Here is a 14,208-nt window from a genome sequence, read left to right on the forward strand (position 1 = left end):
TTGCTTGGCGACCATAGCGCTTTGGACCCACCTGATTCCATGCCGAACTCAGAAGTGAAACGAAGTAGCGCCGATGGTAGTGTGGGGTTTCCCCATGTGAGAGTAGGACATCGCCAGGTTTTGAATTAAGACTGAAAAGTCAAACATTATTGGTTTACCATTAATGACAATTTGTGGAGGGATGGCTGAGTGGTCGAAAGCACCGGTCTTGAAAACCGGCAAGGGTTAATAGCTCTTCTAGGGTTCAAATCCCTATCCCTCCGCCACTATTAAGAAAGCCCACTAGTTATCTAGTGGGCTTTTTGCTATCTGTTATTATAGAATTGAGCGGCGAAACGAAAGCCATCACCAGATTGTGTCTGGATATATTCTAGTAATGGAATAGAAGCTTTACTCTACTTTCTTATTCGGCAGGGAAGACGACTTCTTTCGAACCGTGATATTGTTGGTATTATTCTTAACAGTGCTCACTAATGAATTAGCTGTAATCGGTAAGTATATTGTTTAGTAGAAACTTTCAACTCTTATCCTCTCCCTCTTTATTATGAAAATCGCATTAATATTTCACTCAAAATGGCGGTTGATCGGTACTCTTATATTCGTCGACTTATATTAAATGTAATAAGTAAATAATCACCGGATCTAATAAGAATGCTCTTTGATTTGGCTTATTTGATTTATTGTATTTGCCGTTATTGAGCTTGGTATTAAAGCATTGGTTTGAAATATTGAAACGGCTTTTTTGGGGAGGAATATATGGAGAATAAAAAAGCCAACACTGAATATTAAAGTGTTGGCTTTGGTCGTGTTTAGACTTGGCTGGTTTAAGTTTTATCTATTAAGGATAGTGCTTTACGAGATACCTCACCTGCAGCTTGTTTCATGTTTTGTTGCTCCAATGCATCTGCTAGATAAGAGTAATCGGATATGCTGACTCTTTGCTGAAGAGCTGCTTCAAATGCGTGTTGTGCGTCTTGCCACCTTTGTTCTCGTAAATATAATTGACCTAATGTGCTATTTATCTCTGGGTTATTAGGTTGTTTTTTCGCAAGCCCTTCAAGCATCACCACGGCTGGGTGGGTATCAGGTAAATCAACTTGGGTGATTAAAGTCAGTAGCTTATTTGATGGCGTCTGCTTTATTAAATCACGTAAAATGATATAAGCTTCTGAGTCGCCATTATGTAAGATCAGTTGTTCAACCATCAATTGAACAACGTTGTCGTCTTGCTTAATCTTTTTAGGAAGGTGATTCCAATAAGACAATAGTCCTTCAACGCCTTGTTGAGAGCCGACTTCTTTCATTTTTCCCAGTTGTGCTTGATAAAAAAGCTGATGATATTCTTCATCTGAAATTAGCTTACTTTTCTTTAAGCGCGGTAGTAATTCATCTAATGCTCCCCATAGTTCTAATCCAATATAAGTTTTCTTGAGTAGATTAAGCACTATGGTGTTATTAGGGTAACGACCCTTTAAATGTTCAAGCTGACTATGCGCATCAGCGTATTGCTGATTACGGATCATTTGACGAATTTTAGTCATTTCAACGGCTAGAGAATACCCTTCTTGTTGTTCTGCTAACGCTAGGTACTTTTCTCTTTTTGAGTCATCACCCATTCCTTGCGCTGCTTCTGATGCGATTAAATAGCAAAGTAATGGCATATCATGATGGTTCGCCCAACGAGTGACTTTCTTCTCAGCCGCTTTCCAATCGCCTTCTAGTAACTTAATTATACCTTCATTGGTATAGCGACGGGCTCGTTTTAGCTTACGAATGCTAAACCAGTTCCAGGTGGCGCTGGTTGCTCGTAAGCTTCGTTTGATGATGAACTCTAGAAAAAATAGCGCGGCGAGTGCGGCAATCACAAAGATGACGAGTGTCGTCACGCTCATTTCGGTGGTGGTATTGGCGAACGAAATTAAAACGTAACCTTGCTGATCAGAGAACAAGGTTCCCGCGAAAAGCCCTAAACCTAAAACGATGAAGAGAAAAACAATACGAAACATTATTTATCTCCTTGTCCAATCGTTGAAACTGAGCGGCGTAAACGTTCAGAGATCAGATCAGTTAAAGGTTGTTGAGTTTTAAGTTTGATTGGGTAATCGACGGTAATATTTTTTTCTTGTAGTTGGCGGATTTCTTTTTCAAACTCTTTTACTTTTATGGACTGTTGATTGAAAAATTTATTCGACCACTCTTGAGTAACATTGAGTGATGTTTGATAAATATCGTTATTTTCCGCGTACACTCCTTTAATTGCGGTTTCTAATTTTGCTTTTACATTTTCTTTTAAGTAGAAATGTTGGGTAGGAGATAGGAGTGGAGTGGTGTTACCTTCTCGGGTTCGAAAGGTAATAAAGTGACCGGCAAAGTCTTTTAATGATGTCATTAAATTGGTTTTCCAGTCATTAATATCTTCAGATACCACTTCTTGCTGCTGTTTTTCTTCTTTAGGTAGCAAAGCATTCGCTAGCGGTAGTTTGTCGACTTCTTTCTGTAGGCTGATTAGCTTGAGGATTAACCCTTCTTGATCGATAACCGGTAAAGACTTTAACTGAGTAATGTCATCGGTCATTGCTTCTCGTAAAGTAACCAGACTAGGATCATTGAGCGCAGCAATTCTTTGGTCGGCTGAAATCATTAATTGGGTTGCTGACTCAACATCATGTTCTAAAAATAACTTACGCCCCGCCATTTTGACTAAATAGTCTGCCTCTGCGAGTAGCCAATCGTTAGGGCTGCGACCTTTGATATCCGTGATGGCTAGTTGTAGACTTTTGATACTTTTGCCTTGTTGTTCGGCTTGAGTTTGAAGTTTGTGCTGCAAAGTTGTCGCTTGTTTTTTAATGATTGCTTGATTAGTTTCTAGTTGCTGATTGAGATGGCTATTTAATTGATTAACTTGGGCTTTTAGTTGATTAATGGTTTGTTGGCTTTGGGTGTATTGATAGGCTTCGAAAGCGATCACTGAGCCAGTAAGTAATACCGCAAGGATAATGGCAGCGGTCGCGCGTTTTTGGCCTTTATTTTTTTTCGGTTTAGCTTGAGTCGAAGCACTTACCTCAACCTTAGTGTCATTGGTATTATTATGATTATCTGTCATGTTTTTGTCCTGTGGTAAATGTCTTGCTGAGACAATCCAATAAAACGAGGTTAGCGGCGCTTCCTGTATTGATTATATGTGAAAATCCGAGTTCTTTTGCTTGTTGTTGAATTCGTAAGCTAGGAACGTAAAGATTCAATTGGATTACCCAAGGTAAATATTGCTTTGGTACTTGTGACATAAAAAATGTAAGTTGCTCACCACTTGTTATGACTAAGTGAGAAACAGCTTGCATTTTCCATTGCTTCCATTGGTTTACATCGTCTATTGGTAATGAGTCTCTACGATATATTTCATTGTAATAAACCTCTGCGCCACGTTGTTGTAGTGTCTGTTGTATTAACTCTCTACCACCATTTCCTCGTAGTATCAAAATACGCTTGTTTTTAATTAACTTCAAAGCTGGTAAGTCCAGTAAGTGTTCGCTGTCACTTATTTGAGGGGAAATGACGGGTGACTGGGTGTATCGTTGTAGAAATTCTGCCGTTTTATTGCCGATAGCAAAATAGAGCGGCGTGGTGGGAAATTTTTGTTGATTGAGTTGGAGGGTGTGTTGCGCCCAAAGTACAGCATATTGGCTAACGGCAATCACGATATCAGACCGAGAAAGATCATCGATTAATGATGTGCAGTCTCGGCCTTGCGTCAATTTGATCAGGGGGTGGTGAAGGCTGTTAATTTGCCGCTGTTGCAAACTTAAACATAGCGCCTCACCATCCTGCCCTGGACGAGTGATTAAAACCGTGCTCATTAATCGTAATCTGAGTAGAGCTTTTCTAGGATCTCTTTGGCTCCATTATTTAACAATTGGTTTGCCAGTTGAATTCCTAGTTTTTCTGCATCTTGTCTATGGCCTTGAATCTCGCCACGCACGATTAAGCTACCATCTGGTTCGCCGACCAAACCTCGCAGCCAAATTTGATCACCATCTAACAACGAATAACTGCCGATAGGAACTTGGCAGCCACCTTGTAACGTTAGGTTCATTGCTCGTTCACATAACACGCGATCAGTTGTATCTACATCGTTAAGCGGAGCAAGTAACTTGATTAAGCGATCATCATTGAGTCGACATTCAATACCAACCGCACCTTGTCCTACCGCAGGTAATGACTCTTCAGGTTCAATATAATTGCGGATACGCTCTTCAAGGTTTAAACGCTTTAGACCAGCAGCAGCTAGAACAATAGCATCGAATTCACCAGCGTCCAATTTACTTAAACGTGTACCTACATTGCCACGTAGTTCTTTAATAATAAGATCTGGGCGACGTTCTTTGAGCTGACACTGACGACGTAAGCTGCATGTGCCGACTACTGAGCCTTGCGGAAGATCATCAACGTTTTGATAGTGATTAGAAACAAAAGCATCGCGTGGATCGCCACGTTCACAAATCGTCACTAGACCCAAGCCTTCTGGGAAATCGACCGGTACATCTTTCATTGAGTGAACCGCAAGGTCAGCATGACCTTCTAATATGGCTACTTCTAATTCTTTAACAAAAAGGCCTTTACCACCCACTTTTGCTAATGGTGTATCTAAAATAATATCGCCTTTGGTCACCATGGTAACAAGTTCGACGTCTAGTCCAGGGTGCGCTTGTTGCAAAGCGTCTTTCACGAAGTAAGCTTGCCAAAGTGCTAAAGGGCTTTTACGGGTAGCAATACGAATGGGTGTGGTTGACATAAAGTGACCTTTTATTTCTTAATATTTATCCCTAATCCTATCATTCATTGTATAAAAAACTTACTTTCATAGCTTTATTTTTAGGAAATGAGATAATAATTTGAATTGGCTGATACAGGACTAAAGTGGTACATGTCATCAGATTGTATAATGTTTACCCAGCGCCAAAAAAGTGTTAAATTGATCACGTTTTTAGCCTGTATTGATTTAGGTGCCATCGTTTTATTTTTGTTTCGTTAGGATGTAATCTTGCAAGCATATACCACTATATTAATAGATAGACTAGATAAGCTGAACCAGCAAAGGGTTGAGCGAGCACTATCTATTATGGATAAGCAAAGTCAGCAAGTTTTTCATCTTATTCCCGTTTTATTGCATTTTAATCACCCTGCCCTTCCTGGTTTTAGTTCAGAGCTTACCCCTTTTGGTGTCTGTGACTTCTCTCTCAGCCATTCTCAACTTCAAGCTTTACAAGAATTTGATTTTGATGAAAAGCTCGATTTATCTACTCTCGTTCAGCCTTCGTCTAATCCTGCCGATATTCTTGCTCTTTATACTATGGGCAGTACTTCTTCTGTTGGACAAAGTTCGTCGAGTGATTTGGATATATGGGTTTGTATTTCACCGAGCATGGGGCTAGATGAGCGAACTAAATTAATCAATAAATGCTTATTAGTGACTGAATGGGCACAAAGCCTAGGAGTGGAAGCGAACTTTTTCTTAATGGATGAGACACGTTTTCGTACCAACCAGTCAGAAGAAATGACAGGTGATAACTGTGGTTCTTCTCAGCATTTATTATTACTCGATGAATTCTATCGTTCAGCAGTGCGTATTGCTGGGCAGCGTTTGTTATGGAAAATCGTACCTCCAGAGATGGAGGAGTGCTATGACGAATACGTACAAAAAATTTGTAGTAGTGGTCATATTGATTGCTCGCAGTGGATAGACTTTGGTCAACTGCATCATATTCCGGCAGAGGAGTACTTTGGCTCTAATTTATGGCAATTGTATAAAAGTATAGATTCGCCATATAAATCGGTTCTAAAAGCGATCTTGCTTGAGTCGTATTCATGGGAATACCCGCACCCTCAATTATTAAGTGTTGATACTAAACGTCGTTTCTTTGCTCATGAGCAGAAAGAATACGGTATGGATAGCTATTATCTGATGCTGGAAAAAGTCACTCAATATCTAGAAAGAATTGGTGATAAGCGCCGTTTAGAATTGGTAAGACGTTGTTTTTATCTTAAAACCCATGAAAAACTCTCTCGAGAACCGGGCGCGAATTTTGTTGCTTGGCGTCATTCAGCTTTACAAGACCTTGTGGCGAAATGGGGTTGGAGTGATGAGTTAATCGAGGAGCTTGATAACCGTCGACATTGGAAAGTTGAACAAGTGAAAAAAGTGCATCATGAATTGCTTGATGCATTAATGCTGAGTTACCGAAATCTAATTCAATTTGCTCGTCGTCATGACATCACGTCAGCGATTAGCCCACAAGACATTAGTATCTTAGCAAGAAAACTTTACGCGGCTTTTGAAACACTACCGGGTAAAGTGACGCTACTCAATACTCAAATTTCTCCCGATTTGCACGAACCCAATTTAACCTTTATTCAGGTTCCTGAAGAGCGAGTAAATAAAGCCGGTTGGTATTTATATAAACAATCACTCGATCCTTATCAAATTTTAGGGAGAGCGCCGCTGGAGCATAACCAATATTTAAGTAAGTTGGTGGCTTGGGCATTCTTTAATGGCTTAATTACCGAAGGTACTCACCTTGAAGCGGTTGTTCGCCACGCAGATATTGATATCGATAAGCTCTATCAAATGGTCAGTGATTTGCGTAATACTTTTTCGCTGCGTAAGCGTCGACCAACGATGCAAGCTTTGGCAAGCCCTTGTGAAGTGAGTCAGTTATCGATTTTTATCAATTTAGAAAGCGATCTAACAGCTAAGTTAAAGCCTAATCAGCTTAAGAATGAATTAAAAAATAATGTCGATGTGTTTAGTTTTTCAACAGATCAGCAATGCTTAGTTTCTAGTGTTGATTTGGTTTATCGTAACTCTTGGCATGAAGTCCGTACTCTGCATTTTTCCGGTGAAACTGCGATTATTGATGCGTTAAAAACCATACTAGGAAAAATGCACCAAGACGCATTGCCGCCAGAATCGGTTGATGTTTTCTGTTATAGCGAAAATCTACGTGGCGTTATGCGAAATATGGTGTATCAACTGCTGGCGGAGTGTATTGAGTTACGTTTAAAACCAGTCGAAAATGAAAAACGTCGCCGCTTTAAAGTATTAAAAATTGCTGATCAAATGTACGGCCTTTTCTTTGAACGTCGTGGTGTATCAGTGATGAAGCTAGAAAACTCCATTGACTTCTATAGCAGTATTTCGACGAATAAGCTGCAAGGTTCACCATTACTTAAAGTAGGTAAAAGTCAGGAATTACCACCACCAGATGTGGTTGATGCCTATGCCAGCGAAGGATTAATTCAATTTTTCTTTGAAGGTGATGATGATGGTTTTAATGTCTATGTATTAGATGAAAGTAACCGCGTTGAAGTATACCGGCAGTTTGATGGTAATCGTGATGATATGGTGAGAACGGTGAATCGTTTTTATACCAATAATACCCAAGGGTTTGAATCGGAATCGAAGTGTAATTTCAATTTACCTCAGTATTATCAGATTATTCATCCTGATAGTGGTGATAGTTATGTGGTGCCATATCGTAGTACGACAACCAATTGCTCTAGCAGCGAAATACATGTGAAATAGTTTTGTCGATCTAAAGTGTATAAAAAAAGATAAGGGCTACTCGACTAGAGTGGCCCTTGTTGTTTTTGGGTGGAGACTAAAATGATCTAGTAATCGACGCGTTCAAAGATGGTGGCAATACCTTGGCCAAGCCCGATACACATAGTCGCAAGACCAAATTGAACATCGTTGGCTTCCATCAAGTTAATCAGGGTCGTTGAAATACGAGAACCGGAGCAACCTAGTGGGTGACCTAATGCAATTGCACCACCATTTAAGTTTACTTTTTCTTCCATTACATTCAATAAGCCAAGATCTTTGGCACATGGTAGTGCTTGTGCAGCAAACGCTTCATTGAGCTCGATCATACCCATATCTTCAATCGATAAACCGGCACGCTTTAAAGCTTTTTGCGTAGCAGGAACGGGGCCGTAACCCATGGTTGATGGATCGCAGCCTGCTACTGCCATTGAGCGAATGCGTGCGCGGATCGGTAAACCTAACTCTTTTGCTTTGCTTTCGCTCATTACTAGCATGGCTGACGCGCCATCGGATAGAGCGGAAGACGTGCCCGCTGTTACTGTCCCATTAGCAGGATCAAACACAGGGCGAAGTTGAGATAGCGTTTCGACGGTAGTTTCTGGACGAATCACTTCATCATAGTCGTATAGCTTTAACGTCCCATCTTCTGTATGCCCCTCGGTAGGCAGGATTTCATTTTTAAAACGCCCCTCTAACGTTGCAGCATGTGCACGACGGTGAGAGCGAGCGCCAAATTCATCTTGCGCTTCACGGCTGATACCATGAACTTTACCTAGCATTTCAGCGGTTAAGCCCATCATACCGGCCGCTTTGGCGACATTTTTTGCCAAGCCTGGGTGGAAATCCACGCCATGGTTCATTGGTACGTGGCCCATATGTTCGACACCACCAATTAAGCAAATATCGGCATCACCAACCATGATTGCGCGTGAAGCATCGTGTAGTGCTTGCATCGACGAGCCACATAGGCGGTTGACTGTTACCGCACCGACATTTTTAGGTACGCCAGCAAGTAACGCGGCATTACGTGCAATGTTAAAGCCTTGCTCTAACGTTTGTTGCACACACCCCCAATAGACATCTTCAATTTGAGTCGGGTCTACCTGAGGGTTACGTTTTAAGATCCCTTTCATTAGATGAGCCGATAGGTCTTCTGCACGGACATGACGGAATGCACCGGCTTTTGAACGCCCCATAGGAGTACGAATACAATCGACAATAACTACATTATTCATTTTGATTTTCCTTATCCAGAGTCGTTAAACAGCAGCCGTTTGACTAGCGTAAAAAGTATCGCCTTTTTCTGCCATATCCAATAGTAGTTGCGGTACGCGATACATTGGGCTTAAGTCAGAATATTGAGACGCTGCTTGGATATAATTTTGTAGTCCAACACTATCTAGGTAGCGGAATACCCCACCACGGAATGGAGGGAAGCCTAAACCATAAATCAGTGCCATATCCGCTTCTTGTGGTGAGGCGATAATGCCTTCTTCCAGACAGAGTACGACTTCATTTATCATTGGAATCATGGTGCGGTTGATGATTTCTTCATCTGAAAAATCTTGCTTAGTGGCAGTGATGCCTTCAAATAGTGATAGCACACCTTGTTCAAAGATTTTCTTCGGCTTACCTTTACGGTCCACGCTATAAGTATAAAAACCACTGCCATTTTTCTGACCATATTTGTCGGCTTCAAATAGTGCATCAATCGCATCACGTCCTTCTTTGCCCATGCGCTCAGGGAAACCTTCTGCCATTACCGCTTGTGCGTGGTGTGCAGTATCGATACCCACGACATCAAGCAAATAAGCAGGGCCCATCGGCCAACCGAATTTACGTTCCATCACTTTATCGATTTGTGTGAAATCCGCGCCGTCACGCATTAGTAGGCTAAAACCACCAAAGTAAGGGAACAGAACACGGTTAACAAAGAACCCTGGGCAGTCATTAACTACAATCGGTGATTTACCCATTTGCGCAGCATAGGCGACGATTTTATTAATCGTGTCTTCAGATGTGTGCTCACCACGAATAATTTCAACCAAAGGCATGCGATGTACAGGGTTAAAGAAGTGCATACCACAGAAGTTTTCTGGGCGTTTTACTGCTTTCGCAAGTTGGTTGATTGGAATGGTCGAGGTATTAGAGGCAATGATGGCGTCTTCTTTCGCGTGTTGCTCTACTTCCGCTAATACCGCCGCTTTTACTTTTGGATTTTCAACCACCGCTTCTACTACAACATCAGCTTGTTCAATACCTGCGTAGTGCAGGCTTGGCGTAATCGAACCGAGAATCTTTGATAGTTTGAAGCCATCAATTTTTCCACGTTCCAATTGTTTGTTGAGTAGTTTGGAAGCCTCGGTCATACCTAAATCAAGAGAAGCTTGCGCGATATCTTTCATTAAGACAGGCACACCTTTTGATGCGGATTGATAAGCAATGCCGCCACCCATGATGCCAGCACCGAGTACCGCTGCACGTTCAGTCTTTTGTGAGTTTTTACCCGCTTTTTTAGCGATGCCTTTGATGTATTGGTCGTTAAGGAATAATCCAATCAGGGATTGAGCGACTTCCGTTTTTGCCATTTTGACGAAGTATTTACGTTCAATATCTAAGGCTTCATCACGGCTTGAGGTTGATGCTTCTTCTATCGCTTTTACTGAAGCTATTGGCGCTGGGTAGTGTGGACCCGCTTTGGCTGAAATCATGGCTTTGGCCATGGTAAAACTCATCAAGGCTTCTATTTTACTTAAAGACAGTGCAGAGGTTTTTTGTTGGCGACGGGCTTGCCAGTCAACTTTTCCGTCGATAGCTTGTTTTAATGTTGTGATGGCAGAGGTTTCTAGTTGTTCGCTATCTACGATCGCATCGAGTAGACCAAGCTTAATGGCTTCATTGGCTTTTTGTTGTTTAGCGGTAGCTATCATCTCCATGGCATTATCTGCTCCGATAACGCGAGGTAGACGAACGGTACCGCCGAATCCCGGGATGATGCCAAGTTTGGTTTCTGGTAGGCCGATAACAGCCGTGTTATCACCAATACGTAAGTCAGAAGAAAGAATCAGTTCACAACCACCGCCTAACGCAAAGCCGCGGATAGCTGATAAGGTTGGGAAGGGGAGGTCTTCTAGCTTGCAGAAAATATCATTGGCGTATTTCACCCAGTGATCAAGTTCTTCTGCGGGTTTAGCAAATAAGCCGAGGAATTCTTTTATATCTGCACCAACAATGAAAGCGCTTTTATCTGAGCTCAGAATTAATCCGGTGATGCCCGGCTGTGCTTTGATGGCGTCAATCGCTTCATTTAGGGCAGTGAGTGTTTTTGAATTGAGAGTGTTGACGGATCCTTCAGCACTGAAAGTAAGCTGAGCGATACCATCTTGTAATTCTTTTACGTGTAGGGACGTATGTTGGTAAATCATTGTCTATCTCCATGACGAACAAACGGTATTGTTGTAGAGCAACTTATTATCGTTTTTCTCTGGTTTGACCAGGTTGTTACAGTCTTGATCGTGTAATTGTTAACTTCAATAACAATTCAAACAATTGTTTGAAAATTGTGCGCAAGGTCATTTTGTGGACCATCAACAGCTCAATGACGTGTTAAACTGAGGCACTTTATTTTTGAGATCATGTGTTATGAATGAGCAGCCATATTTAATCCCTATCGATCGGGTGATATTTGAAGAGGAAATCAAGAAGAGTCTTTTCATTACTCATATTGCTCACACTCCGACTATAGAAAGTGCGAAAGCCTTTGTTGATGAGATAAAAACTCAGCATGCTTCTGCTCGACATAATTGCTGGGGCTTTGTTGCCGGTAGGCCAGAAGATTCACTACTGTGGGGATTTAGTGATGATGGTGAACCTTCCGGAACGGCGGGGAAACCGATATTAGCTCAATTATCTGGCTCTGGAATTGGTGAGATGACGGCGGTTGTTACCCGTTATTCTGGTGGAATTAAGCTGGGTACTGACGGATTAGTGAAAGCTTATGGCGGTGGTGTGCAGCAAGCTCTCAAGCAAGTTCAAACTATTGAGAAAAAGATCACCATCCAATTGCAGCTAGGGTTAGACTACTCTTTAATGCCCTTGGTGCAATCTATCATGGCTCAATATCAAGTGGCTCAACTTGATGGAAAGTTTGGGCAACGCATTGACTTACTGGTTGAGATCGATATAAGAGAAGCGGACGTGTTTACACAGACTCTAGTCAATAAAACTGGCGCTAAGGTTGAGATTAAACCGAAACACATATGATCCCCATTTTAAAAGGACTCTGGAAGTTTAGCTTCCTTACTTGATATGCAATTTCGTTCAATTATTCGAATCGTCGGTTTATTACTGTCACTATTTAGCCTCACGATGTTGGCACCTGCGCTGGTGGCTTTATTCTATCGTGATGGGGCCGGTGTGCCTTTTGTTACTACTTTTTTTGTGTTGTTCTTCTGTGGAGGCTTATGTTGGTTTCCCAATCGTTATAAAAAATCAGAACTAAAAGCTCGAGATGGCTTCTTAATTGTGGTTTTATTTTGGGTGGTTATTGGTAGTGCAGGGGCGTTGCCATTTTGGTTATCTCATGATCCTAATATTTCAGTGACGGATTCCTTTTTTGAGTCTTTTTCAGCATTAACTACCACCGGGGCTACTACGATTGTTGGCCTAGATGCCTTACCTAAAGCGATATTATTCTACCGACAGTTTTTACAGTGGTTTGGTGGTATGGGGATCATTGTTCTCGCGGTGGCCATTTTGCCAATCCTTGGCATTGGTGGCATGCAGTTATACCGAGCGGAAATTCCTGGGCCGGTAAAAGATAATAAAATGACACCACGAATTGCCGAAACGGCGAAAGTGCTTTGGTATATTTATTTAAGCCTTACCATTGTTTGTGCTGGGGCATTCTGGTTGGCAGGTATGAGCTTGTTTGATGCGATTTGTCATAGCTTTTCGACAATTGCCATTGGTGGTTTTTCTACTCATGATGCCAGTATGGGGTACTTTAATAGTCCAGTGATTAATATGATCACGGTAGTCTTTTTACTTATTTCTGCGTGTAATTTCTCACTGCACTTTGCGGCTTTTGCTTCGGGAGGTGTACACCCTAAATATTACTGGCGAGATCCTGAATTTCGCGCCTTTATCACGATCCAAACTTTGCTGTTCTTTTTATGCTTTGTCATTTTGCTTCTGCACAGTAATGACTTAACGACATTTGAAACCTTTGATCAGGTGTTGTTCCAGACAGTGTCTATCTCTACGACTGCAGGCTTTACTACGACAGGCTTTTCACAATGGCCACTGTTTCTTCCTGTGTTATTATTGTTTTCTTCTTTTATAGGTGGCTGTGCTGGCTCTACAGGTGGTGGCCTAAAAGTGATTCGAGTGTTGCTACTCACACTGCAAGGAGGGCGTGAACTAAAACGTCTTGTCCATCCTAAAGCAGTCTTCCCTATTAAAGTGGGCGGTAAAGCGCTGCCGCAACGAGTTGTTGATGCTGTATGGGGATTTTTCTCCGCGTATGCATTAGTGTTTGTATTGTGTATGTTGGGACTCATCGCCTCAGGTATGGATGAATTAAGTGCTTTCTCCGCTGTGGCAGCAACACTTAATAACTTAGGGCCAGGGCTCGGTGATGTATCAGTACATTTCGCTAATGTTAATGATGCCGCCAAGTGGGTGCTTATTGTTTCAATGCTATTTGGTCGACTAGAGGTGTTCACACTTCTTATCTTATTTACACCGACATTTTGGAAAAGTTAGGTTTTCGTGAAAAGTACTATTATTTTGTATTCAACCCGAGAAGGGCAAACCCATAAAATTGCACAGTTTATAGCAGAACAAATTGGTAACGATAGTTGTGAATTGGTTGATCTACACCAAGCTGATGATTTAAACCTTAACTTATATAGCAATATCATTATAGGCGCATCTATTCGCTATGGTCACTTTAATAAGAAGCTATACCAATTTATCGAGCAGCATAAAGTGTATTTAACCTCAGCGGGTGCGTCTTTCTATAGTGTTAACTTAACCGCTCGCAAACCGGGCAAGGATACGCCTGAGGGGAGTGTTTATATCCAGAAGTTTTTAAAGCGTTCACCTTGGCAACCTAAGCATATTGGTGTGTTCGCTGGTGGATTGTATTATCCACGATACTCATGGTTCGACCGAGTTATGATTCGTTTTATTATGTCTATGACAGATGGTGAGACGGATACCAGTAAAGAAGTTGAATATACCGACTGGGAAAAAGTCGCTCTATTTGCCAAAAAGGTTATTGAATAGCAGACAAAATAGACAGAAAACACATCTTTCGGTGATTTTTTCTTCGAAATGGAAAAAAATCAAAGAAAAGTGAAAAAAGCCCTTGCCAATGTGAGTCAGGTCTCTATAATGCGCCCTCACTGACACGGAGCACGCAGCCTAACGGCAGCAACGAGTCAGAGGTCAAAACCTTCTCAAAAAGGTTAGCGAAAAAAGTTTTAAAAAAGTGTTTGACACGAGCTTTTAAATCGCTAAAATGGCCGCCCTGTTCAACGAGACGCACTAAGCGATTTCAATAAGAACAACGCTCTTTAACAATTTAAACCTATCAATCTGTG

General features: G+C 41.6%; 10 protein-coding genes, 1 tRNA gene and 1 rRNA gene. 6 read left to right on the forward strand and 6 right to left on the reverse strand.

All coding sequences use genetic code 11. From position 1 onward, the window contains the following. Positions 1–3: 3 nt before the first annotated feature. A 5S ribosomal RNA gene (rrf, locus tag ACE3G9_RS15300) occupies positions 4–119 on the forward strand. Positions 120–175: 56 nt separating this feature from the next. Further along, positions 176–266, forward strand: a tRNA-Ser gene (locus ACE3G9_RS15305). 558 nt (positions 267–824) lie between these two features. On the opposite strand, the gene ACE3G9_RS15310 is transcribed toward ACE3G9_RS15305, so the two are convergent. Genes ACE3G9_RS15310 through hemC form a run of 4 tightly spaced genes read right to left on the reverse strand, consistent with a single transcriptional unit; the run spans position 825 to position 4,789 of the window. Then, entirely contained in the window at positions 825–2,006 is a 1,182-nt protein-coding gene (locus ACE3G9_RS15310) for a heme biosynthesis protein HemY (protein ID WP_417881494.1), read from the reverse strand. Next, a complete protein-coding gene (locus ACE3G9_RS15315; protein ID WP_417881493.1) occupies positions 2,006–3,103 on the reverse strand; it encodes a uroporphyrinogen-III C-methyltransferase in 1,098 nt (365 codons plus the stop codon). The genes ACE3G9_RS15310 and ACE3G9_RS15315 overlap by 1 nt, the downstream gene beginning before the upstream one ends. Next, positions 3,093–3,854 (reverse strand): uroporphyrinogen-III synthase, encoded by a 762-nt coding sequence (locus ACE3G9_RS15320; RefSeq protein WP_417881492.1) that lies wholly within the window; start codon positions 3,852–3,854, stop codon positions 3,093–3,095. The genes ACE3G9_RS15315 and ACE3G9_RS15320 overlap by 11 nt, the downstream gene beginning before the upstream one ends. Further along, a complete protein-coding gene (gene hemC, locus ACE3G9_RS15325) occupies positions 3,854–4,789 on the reverse strand; it encodes a hydroxymethylbilane synthase (protein WP_417881491.1) in 936 nt (311 codons plus the stop codon). The genes ACE3G9_RS15320 and hemC overlap by 1 nt, the downstream gene beginning before the upstream one ends. A gap of 249 nt (positions 4,790–5,038) precedes the next feature. On the opposite strand from hemC, the gene ACE3G9_RS15330 reads away from it, so the two are divergent. Beyond that, positions 5,039–7,579, forward strand: coding sequence for a class I adenylate cyclase (locus tag ACE3G9_RS15330; protein ID WP_417881490.1), 2,541 nt, complete (start codon positions 5,039–5,041; stop codon positions 7,577–7,579). Positions 7,580–7,665: 86 nt separating this feature from the next. On the opposite strand, the gene fadA is transcribed toward ACE3G9_RS15330, so the two are convergent. Further along, positions 7,666–8,835, reverse strand: a complete 1,170-nt coding sequence (fadA, locus tag ACE3G9_RS15335) for an acetyl-CoA C-acyltransferase FadA (RefSeq protein WP_449219606.1) — start codon at positions 8,833–8,835, stop codon at positions 7,666–7,668. A gap of 24 nt (positions 8,836–8,859) precedes the next feature. Further along, positions 8,860–11,025 carry a fatty acid oxidation complex subunit alpha FadB gene (gene fadB / locus ACE3G9_RS15340; RefSeq protein ID WP_449219607.1) on the reverse strand — a complete coding sequence of 722 codons (2,166 nt, stop codon included), beginning with the start codon at positions 11,023–11,025 and terminating at the stop codon, positions 8,860–8,862. 217 nt (positions 11,026–11,242) lie between these two features. Here fadB and ACE3G9_RS15345 point away from each other — a divergent pair, with 217 nt between their 5' ends. The 3 genes from ACE3G9_RS15345 to hemG are packed head-to-tail and all read left to right on the forward strand — an operon-like array spanning position 11,243 to position 13,891. Beyond that, positions 11,243–11,863, forward strand: coding sequence for a YigZ family protein (locus ACE3G9_RS15345; RefSeq protein WP_449219608.1), 621 nt, complete (start codon positions 11,243–11,245; stop codon positions 11,861–11,863). A gap of 45 nt (positions 11,864–11,908) precedes the next feature. Next, on the forward strand, positions 11,909–13,366 hold the full coding sequence (locus ACE3G9_RS15350; RefSeq protein WP_417881486.1) for a TrkH family potassium uptake protein: 1,458 nt from the start codon (positions 11,909–11,911) through the stop codon (positions 13,364–13,366). Positions 13,367–13,372: 6 nt separating this feature from the next. Next, positions 13,373–13,891: a menaquinone-dependent protoporphyrinogen IX dehydrogenase gene (gene hemG, locus ACE3G9_RS15355; RefSeq protein ID WP_449219609.1), complete on the forward strand. Its 519-nt coding sequence runs from the start codon at positions 13,373–13,375 to the stop codon at positions 13,889–13,891. The last annotated feature ends 317 nt before the right edge of the window (positions 13,892–14,208 follow it).

It is taken from the genome of Vibrio sp. E150_018, from assembly GCF_053544035.1.

Bases quoted from the DNA above. Each gene is read 5' to 3' on its own strand.
- ACE3G9_RS15310 (WP_417881494.1), bottom strand. From the start codon at position 2,006: ATGTTTCGTATTGTTTTTCTCTTCATCGTTTTAGGTTTAGGGCTTTTC.
- ACE3G9_RS15315 (WP_417881493.1), bottom strand. From the start codon at position 3,103: ATGACAGATAATCATAATAATACCAATGACACTAAGGTTGAGGTAAGT.
- ACE3G9_RS15320 (WP_417881492.1), bottom strand. From the start codon at position 3,854: ATGAGCACGGTTTTAATCACTCGTCCAGGGCAGGATGGTGAGGCGCTA.
- hemC (WP_417881491.1), bottom strand. From the start codon at position 4,789: ATGTCAACCACACCCATTCGTATTGCTACCCGTAAAAGCCCTTTAGCA.
- fadA (WP_449219606.1), bottom strand. From the start codon at position 8,835: ATGAATAATGTAGTTATTGTCGATTGTATTCGTACTCCTATGGGGCGT.
- fadB (WP_449219607.1), bottom strand. From the start codon at position 11,025: ATGATTTACCAACATACGTCCCTACACGTAAAAGAATTACAAGATGGT.
- ACE3G9_RS15345 (WP_449219608.1), top strand. From the start codon at position 11,243: ATGAATGAGCAGCCATATTTAATCCCTATCGATCGGGTGATATTTGAA.
- ACE3G9_RS15350 (WP_417881486.1), top strand. From the start codon at position 11,909: ATGCAATTTCGTTCAATTATTCGAATCGTCGGTTTATTACTGTCACTA.